This is a genomic window from Virgibacillus sp. NKC19-16 (assembly GCF_021560035.1).
GTDB lineage: Bacteria > Bacillota > Bacilli > Bacillales > Amphibacillaceae > Virgibacillus_L > Virgibacillus_L salidurans.
Map to the genome: position 1 here is coordinate 1,850,230 of NZ_CP074373.1, position 15,617 is coordinate 1,865,846.

At 36.4% G+C, this 15,617-nt stretch carries 15 protein-coding genes and 1 other RNA gene; 3 read left to right on the forward strand and 13 right to left on the reverse strand.

From position 1 onward, the window contains the following. Positions 1–5: 5 nt before the first annotated feature. From KFZ58_RS09525 to KFZ58_RS09550, 6 genes are all read right to left on the reverse strand, one after another. The gene (locus KFZ58_RS09525; protein WP_235794559.1) at positions 6–1,148 is read right to left on the reverse strand and encodes a THUMP domain-containing class I SAM-dependent RNA methyltransferase; all 1,143 of its coding nucleotides are present in this window, start codon (positions 1,146–1,148) and stop codon (positions 6–8) included. Between the two features lie 159 nt (positions 1,149–1,307). Beyond that, positions 1,308–1,681, reverse strand: an RNA gene (gene rnpB / locus KFZ58_RS09530) — RNase P RNA component class B. A gap of 86 nt (positions 1,682–1,767) precedes the next feature. Further along, positions 1,768–2,094, reverse strand: a complete 327-nt coding sequence (gene gpsB / locus KFZ58_RS09535; RefSeq protein ID WP_235794560.1) for a cell division regulator GpsB — start codon at positions 2,092–2,094, stop codon at positions 1,768–1,770. Between the two features lie 193 nt (positions 2,095–2,287). Next, a complete protein-coding gene (locus KFZ58_RS09540) occupies positions 2,288–2,686 on the reverse strand; it encodes a cytidine deaminase (protein ID WP_235794561.1) in 399 nt (132 codons plus the stop codon). Between the two features lie 73 nt (positions 2,687–2,759). Further along, positions 2,760–3,110 (reverse strand): DUF1798 family protein, encoded by a 351-nt coding sequence (locus tag KFZ58_RS09545; protein ID WP_235794562.1) that lies wholly within the window; start codon positions 3,108–3,110, stop codon positions 2,760–2,762. 41 nt (positions 3,111–3,151) lie between these two features. Beyond that, complete coding sequence (locus KFZ58_RS09550) at positions 3,152–3,382, reverse strand: hypothetical protein (RefSeq protein WP_235794563.1); 231 nt, start codon at positions 3,380–3,382, stop codon at positions 3,152–3,154. A 158-nt stretch (positions 3,383–3,540) separates the two neighbouring features. On the opposite strand from KFZ58_RS09550, the gene KFZ58_RS09555 reads away from it, so the two are divergent. Next, entirely contained in the window at positions 3,541–3,645 is a 105-nt protein-coding gene (locus KFZ58_RS09555) for a spore protein (protein WP_235794564.1), read from the forward strand. 58 nt (positions 3,646–3,703) lie between these two features. Here the strand turns inward: KFZ58_RS09555 and KFZ58_RS19175 are convergent, their stop codons facing one another. After that, the gene (locus tag KFZ58_RS19175) at positions 3,704–3,973 is read right to left on the reverse strand and encodes a DUF2515 family protein (protein ID WP_255695109.1); all 270 of its coding nucleotides are present in this window, start codon (positions 3,971–3,973) and stop codon (positions 3,704–3,706) included. Positions 3,974–4,468: 495 nt separating this feature from the next. On the opposite strand from KFZ58_RS19175, the gene recU reads away from it, so the two are divergent. Both recU and KFZ58_RS09570 read left to right on the forward strand, forming a co-directional pair. Next, positions 4,469–5,056: a Holliday junction resolvase RecU gene (recU, locus tag KFZ58_RS09565; protein ID WP_235794565.1), complete on the forward strand. Its 588-nt coding sequence runs from the start codon at positions 4,469–4,471 to the stop codon at positions 5,054–5,056. A gap of 18 nt (positions 5,057–5,074) precedes the next feature. Continuing rightward, positions 5,075–7,900 (forward strand): penicillin-binding protein 1A, encoded by a 2,826-nt coding sequence (locus KFZ58_RS09570; protein WP_235794566.1) that lies wholly within the window; start codon positions 5,075–5,077, stop codon positions 7,898–7,900. Positions 7,901–7,999: 99 nt separating this feature from the next. On the opposite strand, the gene nth is transcribed toward KFZ58_RS09570, so the two are convergent. From nth to dinG, 6 genes are all read right to left on the reverse strand, one after another. Beyond that, entirely contained in the window at positions 8,000–8,656 is a 657-nt protein-coding gene (gene nth / locus KFZ58_RS09575) for an endonuclease III (protein WP_235794567.1), read from the reverse strand. 3 nt (positions 8,657–8,659) lie between these two features. Beyond that, the gene (locus KFZ58_RS09580) at positions 8,660–9,337 is read right to left on the reverse strand and encodes a DnaD domain-containing protein (RefSeq protein ID WP_235794568.1); all 678 of its coding nucleotides are present in this window, start codon (positions 9,335–9,337) and stop codon (positions 8,660–8,662) included. A gap of 124 nt (positions 9,338–9,461) precedes the next feature. Then, positions 9,462–10,754 (reverse strand): asparagine--tRNA ligase, encoded by a 1,293-nt coding sequence (gene asnS / locus KFZ58_RS09585; RefSeq protein ID WP_235794569.1) that lies wholly within the window; start codon positions 10,752–10,754, stop codon positions 9,462–9,464. 19 nt (positions 10,755–10,773) lie between these two features. Then, complete coding sequence (locus KFZ58_RS09590; protein ID WP_235794570.1) at positions 10,774–11,961, reverse strand: pyridoxal phosphate-dependent aminotransferase; 1,188 nt, start codon at positions 11,959–11,961, stop codon at positions 10,774–10,776. 15 nt (positions 11,962–11,976) lie between these two features. Further along, positions 11,977–12,507, reverse strand: coding sequence for a cell wall elongation regulator TseB-like domain-containing protein (locus tag KFZ58_RS09595; protein ID WP_235794571.1), 531 nt, complete (start codon positions 12,505–12,507; stop codon positions 11,977–11,979). Positions 12,508–12,794: 287 nt separating this feature from the next. Then, positions 12,795–15,596, reverse strand: a complete 2,802-nt coding sequence (dinG, locus tag KFZ58_RS09600) for an ATP-dependent DNA helicase DinG (RefSeq protein WP_235794572.1) — start codon at positions 15,594–15,596, stop codon at positions 12,795–12,797. Positions 15,597–15,617: the final 21 nt, after the last annotated feature.

Here is a 15,617-nt window from a genome sequence, read left to right on the forward strand (position 1 = left end):
TATTTTTACACGTTTTCATCAAAGGTTTTACGTCCGAAATATTGATAATAGTCTGTTCGAATAAAGCCATTAAACAATTTACGTTTCTTTGTTGCCTTTTGGCCGTATTGTTTCTCAAAGTTTTCAAATGCTGTTAATATATAGACACTCCAACTTGGATGACCTTTCATAACACTGCCTAAATCTTTATATATTTTTGCGGCATCTTCTCTGTCCCCTATTCGTTGTCCATAAGGAGGGTTTCCTATTAGATATCCATTTTCACTGTGAATAGACAAGTCCTTCACTTGCATTTGCTTCCAATTGATAAGATCCCCTAATCCTGCTTCGATAGCATTTTCATTTGCTATTTTCACCATATTGTGGGCAATATCGGAACCGATAATATTGAGATCCTGATCATAATTTGCCAGATCCTCTACTTCTTCAAAGGCTTCATCCCAAAGTTTGTTTTTAATAAGTGACCATTCTTCACAAGCAAATTCACGGTTGAAGCCGGGCGCGATATTTTGCCCAATCATTGCTGCTTCGATCGCAATCGTACCAGAACCACAAAAGGGATCAATCAACGGATAATCAGGCTTCCAATTTGTAAGCATAACTAACGCTGCTGCCATTGTTTCTTTTAAAGGCGCGTCCCCCTGCCCGATACGATATCCTCTTTTATGTAAACCAGCTCCAGATGTATCGATCGTTAGGGTTGCAATATCTTTACGTAAGGCAACTTCTACTTTATATAATGCCCCGTTTTCCGGCATTTTAAAAGCAAGACCATATTTAAGCTTTAGTCGTTCAGCGGTTGCTTTTTTAACAATTGCCTGACAGTCCGGAACGCTGTATAATGTGGAGTCTACGGATTTTCCACTAACGGGAAACTGCCCATCTTCTGCAATGAAGTTCTCCCAAGGAAGTGCTTTTGTGGATTCAAATAGTTCATCAAACGTAGTTGCCTTGAATGTCCCAACAAGTATTCTGAGGCGATCTGCAGTCCGAAGCCATAAATTACAGCGTGGGATTGCTGATACAGGTGCCTCAAAAACCACTTTTCCATTTTCGACATTACAATCATACCCTAATTGTTTTACTTCATTAGCAACTACGGATTCAAGCCCCATAGCTGCTGTAGCGATTAGTGTTACGTATGGCATAGAATTTTCCTTTCACTGCTAAGTTAAATTAGCTCTAGTTTATCATATCCTATCCTTTAAATTGAAAACATATCAATTTAAAAAAATTACCATATAAAAAACCTTCCAAATAGCAAGGTTGCCATAAGCAAGGTTTGTTTATATATAGACCGTTAAATACTCGATAAGCCATGTTCTGTTCCATTGTACTGCAAATGGTGGTCAGCCTCGTACGTTGGTTGTAATCATCTATCTACAAGTAACACTTGTCCCTTATTCGGTTGAATTTCCTACTAAAGGATGCCCCTACCTTCATTTGGGTTGCTCACTCATGGGGTTTACCTCGTTCCACCTGAAGTGTTTCCACTTCAGCTACGTCACTGTGGCACTTTCAAGGATAGTATCCCATATCTAAATGACTTAGGAATATTTCCTGCCGTTAACCGCTAGGGTTACCTTGACTTATTATTTCGTCAAGCATGAACACTACAAACATCTCAGTCTGTGTGAGTATGGACTTTCCTCTGTATATTATACAGCGATTACCTGAGTATCTAACTTTATGCTAGACTAATCCTATCACGAATTAGCCAATGATTCAAGGGTCTTACAAAAATTGGAATTTCCTAATGACTGAAATTTACGTTATCGTATCTTCTACATCATCAGATCCCGAATACTTTTTTCCGAATACTTCTTTTTCTAAATTCGATAATCGTTTCAGTACATCATAATTAACTTGTTGGGCTGGTTGCGAAGAACGTGTTCTACTTTGGTCTGCAGAACTTTTCTTGAGTCGCTCATTTTCAGTCTGCAATCTTTCAATTTCTTGTTTGAATACATCATAATCCTGAATGACGGTATCCAGAAATTCATCTACTTCCTCTTGATTATAGCCTCGCATTGTTGTTTTAAACTCTTTTTCAAGAATATCCTTACCATTTAGCTGTACTCGGATTGAACTCATTTTTATCATCACCTCGTCGTTTCCACCTATTTATTTCTCTTACAAAACTTAACACAATGCCAATTTTAAGTTTATTATGGTTTTGTCCTTTTTATGACTAATTCTTAAAAACTAGTATATCATAAAAAAAGATCCTGATAAAATCAGTCTCTTTTATCGCTTCTATACGCTTATATATAACAAGAATTATTTATCAAGGTAAATCATCCGGCTGGAAAGAAAAAGGTAATAATTCTTCTGTAGATATTGTCTTTGTTTCCTTGTTTAGGTTCGTTAAATGAATATTCATTGTACTGGCGAAAAATTCACTCATCACTTGTCGGCAGGACCCACAAGGTGGAACAGGTCTAGCTGTATCAGCTGCAACAGCCATTTCTACAAAATCCGTTTCTCCTTCAGAGATAGCTTTAAAAATCGCAACACGTTCTGCACAACAAGACACAGGATAGGATGCATTTTCAATATTACAACCAGTATAGACCTTTCCGGATTTAGTCAGTAAAGCTGCTCCAACCGGAAATTCAGAGTACGGGACATATGCTTTATTTCTTATGTTAATTGCCTCTTCAAGTAAATTATTTGTAGTCACCATTCTTCCCCCTTTCAGAATACCTAGAAGATAATCATACGAGATAAAACCCAAAACTGCATGGCATTTTCACACTCTATTCTATTTCCCTTAATAATTGATCAAAAATATAATGAATGGAATTGTTAAGTTCCATAAACCGTTTACGTTTTACATCTATATAATAACTGTGCATCAAAAGCAGCTCCATATTTTCTCTAGTTGAAGTGATTTGCTGTGGATGTACATTAATTTTTCTTTCTTTAATCAATTTTAAGGCGTCTTCTTCCCATGTAGACAAGAGTTCATAAATCGGTAAGGTCTCCTCTTTCACCTTTTGAAATAATTGTCTATCTTTTTTATTTTCGGGCGGTGCATTGTTCTCATATTTATCATTTAGGCGGTTTAGCTGTATTTTTAACGCTTCTGTTTGTTCCTTTAATTCCATTGTAAAGTTCATCCTTATTACTAAATTTCATACAGTTCTACTTATACTGTATCATTTTTGGATAAAGATGACATCTTTTTAACAAAGAATTTTGTTTCATTAACTTTCTTCTGTCTGTTTTCAAATCCTTGCGATATCTCTTTCTCGATTGTCATTGTCATCTTCTGATCAATCAGACGTGCTTGATCTGCTATTTGTTCTATAGATGATTCAAATTCCTTTTTGTTGGTATCATATTCTATCGGTTCTAACTTCCTGGCTGGTAATGACATACTATCACCTCTTTTAAAATTGATTTACTATCATATTCGCTAAGACAGGGATGTCTCCTTCCTGTTCGACAAAACTAGAAGAAAAGACACAAAACTAGTGATATTACTTATCTTTTTCTTGAAATTAGACATACTAATTCACGGAAGGAGGTTTTACAATGAAGCATAAAAAAACAGAGCAGAAAAAGGGCAATAATCAAAGATCAAAATCACTTAAAACAGGTGACAAAAAATTAAACGGCCCAAACAGACCTTCAACCTAACATTAGAAAAAAGAAAAAGGATTTGCGAATCCTTTTTCTACATAAACATATTTTCATTCTATAGAAAGATGATCGATCCTATCTCCATTTCTTCTACTGCCTCATGGTTCTTAAACCATTTTTCTTTAATACCCCCCGATTTATACCAATCATTTCGAATTTTATTTTGATGGGTAATTGCTGGATAAACCAAACGCAGCAATGGTCCAGTTGGCAAATTAATGTTCAAAAAGTTTTCATAATCATGTTTGGATCCAGTATGCTCAGTCTTTAAAGCAAAATTTAATAATGTGGTATGTATCTCAGAGTTATATAAAATTACGGCCATTTGCTTTCCCTAATTCAATCCAATTTGTTACATTTGTGAAGTCATGTACAAAGGAGTCATGTTTGTGTTGGTAAAATAACCGCATTCATAAATAAATAATCCTGCATGAGGTATGGAAATTCATGAAATACGTGATACTTGAAAAAGGATTGTTTAATAACTGAAGTCTGAGTAGCATTTGCTCATTTATGATGAGTGCTGTCATTAGCCTATATTGATCCGTTTTCCAAAAATGCTACCACTCGTCAATTGTAAATTGAGGGAAATGATATAATAGATGGAAATCCTGGCTGTTATATTGTTGTTATTATGCGCTTTTCTAAGATTTGTTATATAATAGATATAGATTTTCTCCCGTTCACTGTACATGGATAAACCTGCTTTCATTTTTCTTTATTTAACTATCTGTAAGTTATTTGAGTTTACGCAGTGTTTATAGTTATCAAGTAATGATTTTTTTGATATGATACGGTAATATGCAAGGGGGATTATCAGATGAATTATCCAAATGGGAAAAAAAACAAACAAGGAAAGCAAAAGTCACCCCAATCAAATCAAAAGTACAGTAATCGCGGTATGACATTAGAGGAAGATATTAATACAACAAATAGCTATTACTTGGATATAGGAAAGGCAAATATTCACAAAAAGCCTACACCAGTACAAATTGTTAAGGTGAATTATCCGAAAAGAAGTGCTGCGGTTATTACAGAAGGCTATTTTAAACAAGCTTCCACGACTGATTATAATGGTATATATCGACATAAGTATATTGATTTTGAGGCCAAGGAAACGAAGAATAAAACCTTATTGCCGCTGGCAAACATACATGACCATCAAATCAGGCACATGGAGTCGATTATACATCATGGGGGGATTTGTTTTTTAATCATCCGATTTTCAAGCTTTGATGAAACATATTTTATGGACACAAAAATACTATTTCCATACTGGCATGAAAAGTTAAATGGAGGCAGAAAATCGATTCCTTATGAAATAATAAAACAGAAAGGTTATCTTATCCCCTTTCAATATCAGGCAAGGGTTGATTATTTAACAATTATCGATAAGCTTTATTTTTAGAGACGGAGGTATGGAGCTATGGCAAATAATAGCCAATCTCGTACAGCAAGAAGAAAACAAAAAAAAGCAAAAAAGAAACCACTATGGAAAAAAATAATATTTACAGTACTTATTATCATTTTAGCAATTGGAATTGGCGTTGGAGGCATATTTACGTATTGGATTGCTACAGCACCAGAGCTAGAGGCATCTGAATTAGCCATTCCTTTTTCATCTACCATTTATGATAAGGATGGAAATGAATTTGCGGATTTGGGATCTGAACAGCGAACCAGAGTAGAATATGAAGACTTACCCCCAGTATTAATTGATGCTGTCACTGCTACAGAAGACGCGCGTTTCTTTGAGCATCCCGGTATCGATTTACGCCGGATCGGTGGAGCGATCATTGCTAACATTACACAAGGTTTTGGCTCGGAAGGTGCGAGTACAATCACCCAGCAAGTAGTGGAACAATCATTATTATCACCAGATAAAAAACTTAGCATAAAAGTCCAGGAACAATGGCTGGCACTACAGCTGGAGCGTGAATATTCAAAAGAAGAAATATTGGAAATGTATTTAAACAAGATCTATTATGGCAGTGGGGCTTATGGAGTAGGTAAAGCGGCAGAAACATACTTTGGGAAAACCGATTTGAGTGAACTTACATTACCAGAAGCTGCTATTTTAGCTGGGTTACCACAACGGCCAACAGCTTATAATCCGTATGAAAGCCCGGATTTGACAAAAGAAAGAATGGATACTGTTTTATCCCTTATGGTGAGACATGACAAAATATCCCAGGAAGAAGCCGATGAAGCGAGAGAAGTTGACATCGAATCCCTGTTAAGTGGTACACGACCAGATGCAACACCATATGAAGCCTTCCTACAACAAGTTAGGGATGAAGTTAGCGAGAAAGTTGACGGTGCAGATATTTATACAGATGGATTAAAAATTCATACAACATTGGATACTAATATACAGGACCATGTGGAATTTTTATTAACAGATAGTGAAGAAAATCCTATTCCTTACTATGATGATGAGATGCAGGCCGGAATGGTGGTTTTAGATACAAATAATGGTGCCATTCGAGCAATTGGCGGCAGCCGGAATAATCAGGGAATTGATGGGTTTAACTATGCAACTGATTTGGAACGCCAAGCTGGCTCTTCTATTAAACCGATCGTTCCATATGCACCCGCTATTGAATATAATCAAATGTCCACTTATCACCAAATAAACGATGATGCGCCATATGAGGTTCAGGGGTCAAGTCCAATACGAAATTTCACCCGCACCTATGCAGGTTGGGTAACAGCACGTCAGGCTTTAAGTGAATCATTAAATGTCCCAGCTGTTAAGTTATTGGAAGAAACCGGGTACGGGAATGCTCAAGAATTTGCTGAGGGATTAGGCATTGAATTTGCTAATGATAGTATAGGACTACGTGATGCTATTGGAGGAAGTGGAACTACTGTTAATCCGCTTCAAATGGCTGGTGCTTATCGTGCTTTTGCTAACGAAGGCATCTATAACGAACCATATGCTGTTACAAGCGTCGAATTCCCGGATGGCCGGACAGTTGAATTACAGCCTGAACCAGAAGCAGCTATGTCCGATCATACGGCTTACATGATTACAGATATGCTTAAAACTGCAATTACGGAAGGAACGGGAACAAATGCAAATATCCCGGGAATGCCGGTTGCAGGTAAGACAGGAACAACGAATAGAGATGGGGTCGAAGGTGCAGCTGACTCCTGGTTTAATGGATATTCAACAAACTATACAATATCAGCGTGGACCGGGTACTCAAATTATGAGCAAGGACTTGAAGATACACAGATCCCACATGCGTTATTTAAAAACACGATGGAGGAGATTTCCAGTGACATTGAAACAGCCGACTTTACTCAGCCAGAGTCTGTTGTAGAAGTTGATGTGGAAGAAGGCTCAAATCCTGCAGCACTTCCTAGTGATCATACACCATCCTCTGAGATTATTACAGAGTTATTTGTAAGAGGAAGTGAACCAACTAGTACATCTGAAAGGTTTGATCAGCTAGATCCTGTTAGTGGTTTAAGTGCCGGGTATAATGAGGATTCGAATTCCATTACAGTTGAATGGGACTATGATACAGGTGAAGATATTTCATTTGAAGTAAGTGCCAGTCAAAATGGAGGTCAAATGCAAGGTCTTTCTTCAACCGAAGATACATCACTTGAGATTTCTGATGTAGAGTCTGGTGTAGAATATGAAATACAGGTTGTTGCAGTTGACGGTGATAGTACGAGTGAGGCTAATTCAACAACTGTTTCGGTACCAGGAGAAGGGGAAGAACAAGAAGAAAATGAAGAAATTGAAATCCCGTCCGTAACTGGGTTAAATGCTTCCTACAGTGAAGAAAATGCCATTATCGACGTCTCCTGGCAATATAATGGTCCACCTGCAACATTTGAAGTCGATGTAAACGGACAAACACAAACGGTTGAATCAAATGGCCTGGAAATAACTGGTGCTTCTCCTGGTCAAACATATACGATAAACGTCACGCCAATTGGGGAAAACGGAGATAGTGGTGAACCCGTTAGTACTGAGGTGTCAGTACCTGAAGCAGCAGAAAACGAAGATGAGAACCAAAATAATGAAGAAAACCAAGAGAATCAAGAGAATGAAGAGAATGAAGAGAACCCGGATAATGAAGAAAATGAAGGAAACCAAGGAAATGAAGAGGGCCAAGAGAATGAGGAGAACGGTGAGAATACTGATTCAGAAAACACAAATGAAGAGGAAGAGAATGATGATGGAGATGGAAACGGAAATGGAAATGAATCAGGCGATGGATCTGAAGCATGAACACCAAATAAAAATGGCTAAAAAAATATCCTAAAGATTAATTGAACTTTTCATCAAAAAGAAGGTAGCTCCTGATATCAGGAGCTACCTTCTTTATATTTACAGTGAATTTTCCTTTTTCATACGCTTCTGCCCTTCCCTGCATAACTCAAGTAATGGACATTCCGGACAATTTGGATTTCTGGATTTGCAGTGATATCTGCCAAAGAAAATCATTAGATGGTGTGTTTGGCTCCATTCTTTCTTTGGCACTTTACGCATGAGGGTTTCTTCAACTTCAAGTACAGAATCTTTCCAACGGCAAATAGCTAATCGCTTAGATACACGTTCAACATGGGTATCTACTGCTATAGCAGGCTCATTAAAAGCTACAGAAGCTACTACGTTAGCTGTCTTCCTGCCTACACCTGCCAATTTCACTAGCTCCGTTTTCGAGCGTGGTACCTCCCCGTCATAATCATCAATTAATGCTTGGCAAAGTTTGCGTATGTTTTTCGCTTTGTTACGATATAAACCAATAGATCTAATATCCTGTTGCAATTCCTCTAGTGAGACAGATAAATAGTCAGTTGGGGATTTATATTTTTCGAACAAAGTAGCTGTAACTCTGTTTACAAGTGCATCCGTACACTGGGCAGACAGCAGCACAGCAATAATTAACTCAAACGGATTTTGATGATTTAATTCAGCTTTTGCGTGAGGAAACATTTCTTTCATCATATCTAAACAATACCTTATTTGACTCTTATTTAGCATATCTTAGTCTTCCCCTTCTAACCAATTATAATAAAATGATGTATCTCTCTTCGTTTTATTTTCCTGTTTTACCGCTTGCTTATTGTGAAAATTTTTACTTGCATCCCGTGCTTGTTCGACCGAATGAATCCCCTTCTTTTTCCAATCCCTAAGTATTCGATCAATATATTTAAAATTTAATTTTCCCATTAAAACGGATTCTCTTAAGCCAGCCTTGATTAATGATGGTGCTATTTCATCTTGATCGAGCCATGCATTGATTGTTTCAATTTCAAATGGTGATAATGGTCGGCCGAATTCCTGTTCAAATAAAATGAAAATGGTTCCATCTATCTTTTCTTCTTTCGGTTTTTCGTTTGTATAAAGCCTTTCCCATAGCGGCTCCAGAGAATAAGCTTCACTTAACTGATTTTGTTCATTTCTCTGCTGATTAATGGATAGTAAATTTTTCTGAATGAGCTTTCGTAATATATTGGCACATTCTTTTTCGTCTATTGTTAAATAGGATGAAATCTCATATGGTGTGGGAAACGCCTCATTTTCTTGTAAAAAACGATATAATTGTAATATAATTATCACTTCTTTTTCATTTAAGTCTAATGAAGTATAGGTTGATAGTAATTTTAATGGTACGGGCAATTGATCTGATAATATTTCTTGAAAAGGAACGGATTTTGTCATGACAATAACACCTCAACTCATAGTATAGCATGAATATGCTAACTATTTATTCGGATTATAAAATCCCTTGCTTAAAAAATTTGCAAGGGATTTTTCTCATTTATTTACTACTACAGAAAATGACTTACGGATACAGACGATTTAACAATCTTGGAAATGGTATTGTTTCTCTAACATGGTCAACGCCGGACAACCATGCCACTGTTCTTTCCAACCCGAGACCAAAACCTGAATGTGGTACGCTTCCGTATTTACGAAGTTCGAGATACCACTCGTAGGCAGGTCCTGTTAGATTATGTTGTTCATATCGTTTCTGCATAAGAGCCAAGTCATCAATTCGCTGTGAGCCACCAATAATCTCTCCGTAACCCTCCGGTGCAATTAAATCTGCACATAAAACAACATCGGATTGTGTAGGATGCGGCTTCATGTAAAATGCCTTAATTTCAGCTGGATAATTGGTAATAAATACAGGCTTATCAAAGCTTTCTGCAATGGCTGTTTCGTGAGGCGCTCCAAAATCCTCTCCCCATTCGATATCAGTGAATCCCTTTTCTTTCAGGAATTCTACAGCATCATCATATGAAATCCTTGGAAATGGTGTTTGTATTTTTTCTAATTGCGTTATGTCACGCTCAAGAACATTTAGTTCCAGTTTACAGTTTTCTAATACAGATTGTACGATAGAACTCACATATTGTTCTTGAATTTCCAAGCTTTCTTCATGATCCACAAACGCCATTTCAGGCTCGATCATCCAGAATTCGATTAAATGTCTACGCGTTTTTGATTTTTCAGCACGAAATGTCGGACCGAAAGAGAATACTTTTCCAAAGGCCATTGCAGCAGCTTCCATATATAATTGACCGCTTTGTGAAAGATAAGCCTCTTCATCGAAGTATTTCGTATGGAATAATTCTGTTGTTCCCTCTGCAGACGATCCAGTCAAGATTGGCGGATCAATTTTAACATAGCCGTTGACATTAAAAAATTGATAGGTCGCGCGAATGATTTCATTACGGATTTTCATAACCGCATGTTGTCTTTTGGAACGTAACCATAAATGGCGGTGATCCATCAAAAACTCTGTACCATGCTCTTTTGGTGTTATTGGATAATCAGTTGCTTCATGTATTAATTCAATCGCACTAACCTGCATTTCATAGCCAAAAGGTGACCTTGTATCCTCTACGATTTTACCAGTTATGTACATAGAAGATTCTTGATTCATGTTTTTGGCAAGTTCAAAAGTTTTCTCACTGACATCACCTTTAGCAACGACCCCTTGCATGAACCCTGTTCCATCTCGCAATTGCAAAAATGCGATTTTTCCGCTAGAACGTTTGTTGGCGAGCCATACTCCGATCGTCACGGTTTGATCCTCATGATTTGATGCTTGTGATATAGTTGTTTTCAATAAAATTACCTCCGTAAAACTAAGATTGATGATTTACTACAAACCGTTTTATTCGTTTGGCAGCCTCTTTTAATGTTTCGATCGATACAGCATAGGATATACGTACATTACCTGGTGAACCAAAGCCTGAACCAGGTACAAGCGCAACCTTTTCTTCTTCAAGTAATGCTGTTACCCACTCATCTGTATTTTCGAATCCATTCATAGCTGTTGCTTCCTCTACATTTGGAAATAGATAAAATGCACCTTTTGGTTTAACACATGTAATTCCCGGTATATCAATAATTAAATCATATAATGCGTCAAGTCTTTCCGCAAATGCCTTTTTCATCGCTTCACTAGTGTCTTCTTCTTCTGTGTCATACGCTGCGAGTGCTGCGTACTGGGCAATAGATGTTGGGTTGGATGTTGAATGGGAAGCAAGAGTTGACATTGCTTTTATTATATACGCCGGGCCAGCTGCATACCCAATTCTCCATCCTGTCATAGCGTGAGATTTTGACACGCCATTAATGACGATTGTTTGCTCTTTTAATGCATTGGATAAAGCACCAATGGAAACATGTACATCCTCTGTATAGATTAATTTTTCATAAATCTCATCAGATACAATTAAAATATCATGCTTTAAGCAAATTTCACCAAGTTTTTTCAACTCTTGCTTATTGTACATCATACCAGTAGGATTACTTGGTGAATTAATGATTACTGCTTTTGTTTTACTTGTTATTGCAGCTTCTAATTCCTCAGGTGTTACCTTGAAATCATTTTCTTCTAAGGCATTTACATATACCGGCTTACCACCAGCCAATTTAACTTGTTCCGGATAACTTACCCAATAAGGTGAAGGAACGATTACTTCATCCCCGTTATTTAATAAAACTTGAAATAAAGTATATAAAGCGTGTTTAGCGCCTGTTGTGATGATTACTTGATCTGTGGAATATTCTAGGTCATTATCTACTTTAAATTTGTTCGCGATCGCCTGTTTTAGTTCTGGGATACCGCCAGCTGGTGTATATTTCGTCATTCCATCATCCATCGCTTTTTTGGCAGCATCTAGAATGTATGTCGGTGTGTTAAAATCCGGTTCTCCAACACCCAAACCTATGACATCATATCCTTGAGATTTTAGTTCTTTTGCTTTTGCAGATATTGCTAATGTCGATGATGGTGTTACATTTTGTACTCTGTTTGCTAATTCCATTGTAAAATCACCTTTCTATTGAAACATTCGATTTAAACGATATTGTTCATATCTTGAGCCATCATAAATGGACAAATAATCCAGTATATATCGGTTTGAAGAATCATTGTATGTGATCTCCCATAATGGCGTATCATCAACCAATGCAGGTACGATATTTAATAAATCACAGCCATTACATTCATTTCTCCATTGATTTATTATACTTTCCTCTGTAACAATTTCAGATTTATCAATTGTCGTTAAGGTTTTTTCATTCCCTTCTAAAGGATAGAAGATGATTTTTTCTTCATTATCCTCATTTTGACCAAATACAACATGGTAGCTTTTAGCACCATTAAATTGTTCAATTTTATTTATTTCTGTCACTGAGGTAGCCTGCGTTATTTGCTCTTCTGTTTCCTCAACACCTGCAGTTTTGCTTTCCATAATGTCCAGGTATAAGAAAACGGCATAAAGTAAAAAGGAAACGAACAGAAGAATAAATATAAGTAAGCTCCAAAATAGCCAACTTCGTCCAAGAAAGACTGCATTTCGATTATTCATTATTCTCATCCAATCATAAAGCTTTTCTTAAACCATCCTTAATTTTATTATTCATCTTTCCTCCAAATATAAATGCTTCTTCTATTATCAAAATTTGCTACTCATAGTTGAAGCGCGCCTGCAAACACTATTGGTAAGGTTGATATAAATTAGACACAAGCATATTTATAGTATAACAAGCATTACTGAAAATGTGTTTTGTTTTTAATTAATTCGACAAATATTTTCCTGCCCATACCATACTATTATATACTGATGTTCGTTACAAACATCAGTATATCTTTTTATTAAAACCACTCTTCGGCTTTTTGCATTAGTTTATGGGTCGAATCAATGGTCGTTGGCACATCCGGAATTGACTCTGTAAAATACTTACCATAGCGGGCTTTGGTGATTCGGGCGTCACAAACGAAAACAATTCCTCGGTCACTTGTTGAACGTATCAATCTTCCAAACCCTTGTTTAAAACGAATTACGGCATTTGGTAATGCTAATTCAAAGAATGGATTTCTCTTTTCTTCTTTAAGAAGCTCTGCTTTTGCTTCATACACTGGATGATCCGGTGGTTGAAATGGTAAGCGTACAATTATTAAACAGGATAAATCTTCTCCTGGTATATCTACCCCTTCCCAGAATGAACTTGTCCCGAGTAAAATGGCCTGATCAAATGATTGGAAATTTTTCTTTAATCTGCTGCGACTCCCACTTGATACACCTTGTGCAATAATAACATATTTATTTACATCAATGGTTTCTGTTAGTATGGCATGCGTTTTTCTAAGCATATCATACGATGTAAATAAAACGAGCATTCTTCCATCTGTTATTTCAGCTAAAGAGATAATGGCTTCACTTGTAGCATAGATAAAATCATCCATATTTCCGTGTCTAATATCCGGAAAATCATTTGGAACCATAAGCTGTACCTGTTCCTGATAAGCGAATGGTGAATTGACTTTTTTAGTAATTAGTCGTTCAGTTGGTAAACCAAGCCTATTCTGGATAAATGAAAATGAATTCTTCATTGTTAATGTAGCACTTGTTAATATAACACTTTGCTTTTTATCAAAAAAGTCCTTCGCTAATAAAGTGGATATATCCGCAGGCTCACTATATAGATAAACAGCGTTTTTCGCGCCATATTTGTCTATTTCCATCCATTTAACTTGATCAGTTGCGTCTTCTACTAAAAATAATTGCTCAATACGATCAATAAATGACTGCAATACTTGCTTCATCCCATTTATCTCATCTTTATCATTGGAATCAAGAACATTCACTTTAATAAAGTATTGCTCAATTAGTGTGAGGATATGAATTAAATCTCTCATAAAAAAAGTTAACCTTGTTGCCATTTCTTTAATTGCATTCCATTTTTTTGGATCTTCAATTTCATTTTCAAAGCGATATTGTGTTCTTCCAATATCACTCACTGATTTGTTATTTCTTTGTTGGTCAACGACATATTGAAATAGTGACCGAAACAAATCATCAATTTCGTATGTTGCCTGGCTAAAAATCTCGTCCCATTTTTTTAACGGTAAATCTTCTGGATCAAACGAATACTTTTGCAGTAAGTTATTGAGCAATTTTGATTCATCCGTTAATCCAAGTTGATTTAGTGTGTAATGCAGTTTGATATAATCCAATTTCAACCCATAATGACGTGAAGCAGTTTCCTCTAAATGATGGGCTTCGTCAACAATAACCTTGTCATAGCTCGGCAAAAATTGATAGTCATTAAATATATCTGTACATAGTAACGCGTGATTGGTAATAATAATATCAGCTTGAGTCGCTTTTTTACGCGCCTTTTGATAATAGGACCTAGAAAACCACGGTGAATAAGGGTCCGTATAACCCTCTGCTTCCGTTGATATTTTTTTATAAAATAAATAACCGCTGGAAGGCAGATGAATTTCATCGATATCTCCGGTGTCTGTTTCTGTTAACCAAACCAGGATCATTGCTTTTGTTAGTACAATGTCATAATTGTCATGTTGATCTGAATCTAATTCCTTCTCAAACTTTTCCAAACTGATATAATGACTCTTTCCTTTTAATAAACTTACGTTAAATGGAAAGTCGATTAACTTTCGGATTAGCGGTATTTCCTCTTCCAATAATTGCGTTTGTAATTGCGTTGTTTGTGTACTGATGACGATACGCTTTTTAGAGTGGACTGCCTCATAAATAGCAGGAATTAAATATGCCAGTGACTTTCCGGTCCCTGTTTCTGCTTCAATTAACGTATTATTATGTAGTTGAAATGCATCAAAAATCGTTTCGGACATGTTACGCTGCCCGTCCCTTTTTTCATATTTTTCCATGAATTGTTGCATTGTGCCGTTCTTCTCATAAATAGCATCTAAATAATCACCGAATGAGGTTGTAGGTGCAAGACGCGTTACTTTTTCAGTTTCTGTATTTTTAAATGCAAGTCCCCTGTACGTGGCAATATCCCCGTCATCATTTACAGAAAACGTTAATTCTTCATGTCTTTTCGTTAATAATTGGTTTACATCAGACTTAAGCATTTTCTCCATTTTTAATAAATGGTCTATGGTTTCATATGGTAGTGAATGCAGTTTCTCTTTTAGTTTTATGAATAATTTTGCAGTAACATAGGCATCTGATAAAGCACGATGAGGATCCTCGTGGTAAATACCAAGGTACCTTGTTAATTGCCATAGCTTATAACTTGGTGCTCTTGGATATAAAATACGTGAAAGCTCTACTGTATCTAAAACAGGATTTGTTAACTTCTCTATCCCATTATTTTCAAGTTCTTTATTTAAAAAGCCTAAATCAAAAGGAACATTATGGGCAATTAAATATCCACCACGAAATATAGCAGTAATTTCTTCTGCTTTTTCTTCAAAAGTTGGAGCCTCAGAAATATCCTCGTCGAATATTCCGGTTAAATTAGAAATAAATGGAGGAATGGCTTTGTTTGGATGAAGCAAGGTGGAGTAATGATCGGTTATTTTATCATCTTCAATTACAACAATACCAACCTCGATGATCTTATCCCCTTTTACCGGCGAGTTCCCAGTAGTTTCAAGGTCAATTACAACATATTTATCCATACTTCCACCTGACTTTCTTTT

Excerpts from the sequence above, each read along its gene's own strand:
- KFZ58_RS09550 (WP_235794563.1), bottom strand. The coding sequence starts at position 3,382 with ATGTCATTACCAGCCAGGAAGTTAGAACCGATAGAATATGATACCAAC.
- KFZ58_RS09540 (WP_235794561.1), bottom strand. The coding sequence starts at position 2,686 with ATGGTGACTACAAATAATTTACTTGAAGAGGCAATTAACATAAGAAAT.
- gpsB (WP_235794560.1), bottom strand. The coding sequence starts at position 2,094 with ATGAGTTCAATCCGAGTACAGCTAAATGGTAAGGATATTCTTGAAAAA.
- KFZ58_RS09570 (WP_235794566.1), top strand. The coding sequence starts at position 5,075 with ATGGCAAATAATAGCCAATCTCGTACAGCAAGAAGAAAACAAAAAAAA.
- nth (WP_235794567.1), bottom strand. The coding sequence starts at position 8,656 with ATGCTAAATAAGAGTCAAATAAGGTATTGTTTAGATATGATGAAAGAA.
- recU (WP_235794565.1), top strand. The coding sequence starts at position 4,469 with ATGAATTATCCAAATGGGAAAAAAAACAAACAAGGAAAGCAAAAGTCA.
- KFZ58_RS09590 (WP_235794570.1), bottom strand. The coding sequence starts at position 11,961 with ATGGAATTAGCAAACAGAGTACAAAATGTAACACCATCATCGACATTA.
- dinG (WP_235794572.1), bottom strand. The coding sequence starts at position 15,596 with ATGGATAAATATGTTGTAATTGACCTTGAAACTACTGGGAACTCGCCG.
- KFZ58_RS09595 (WP_235794571.1), bottom strand. The coding sequence starts at position 12,507 with ATGAATAATCGAAATGCAGTCTTTCTTGGACGAAGTTGGCTATTTTGG.
- KFZ58_RS09525 (WP_235794559.1), bottom strand. The coding sequence starts at position 1,148 with ATGCCATACGTAACACTAATCGCTACAGCAGCTATGGGGCTTGAATCC.
- KFZ58_RS19175 (WP_255695109.1), bottom strand. The coding sequence starts at position 3,973 with ATGGCCGTAATTTTATATAACTCTGAGATACATACCACATTATTAAAT.
- KFZ58_RS09580 (WP_235794568.1), bottom strand. The coding sequence starts at position 9,337 with ATGACAAAATCCGTTCCTTTTCAAGAAATATTATCAGATCAATTGCCC.
- KFZ58_RS09545 (WP_235794562.1), bottom strand. The coding sequence starts at position 3,110 with ATGGAATTAAAGGAACAAACAGAAGCGTTAAAAATACAGCTAAACCGC.
- KFZ58_RS09555 (WP_235794564.1), top strand. The coding sequence starts at position 3,541 with ATGAAGCATAAAAAAACAGAGCAGAAAAAGGGCAATAATCAAAGATCA.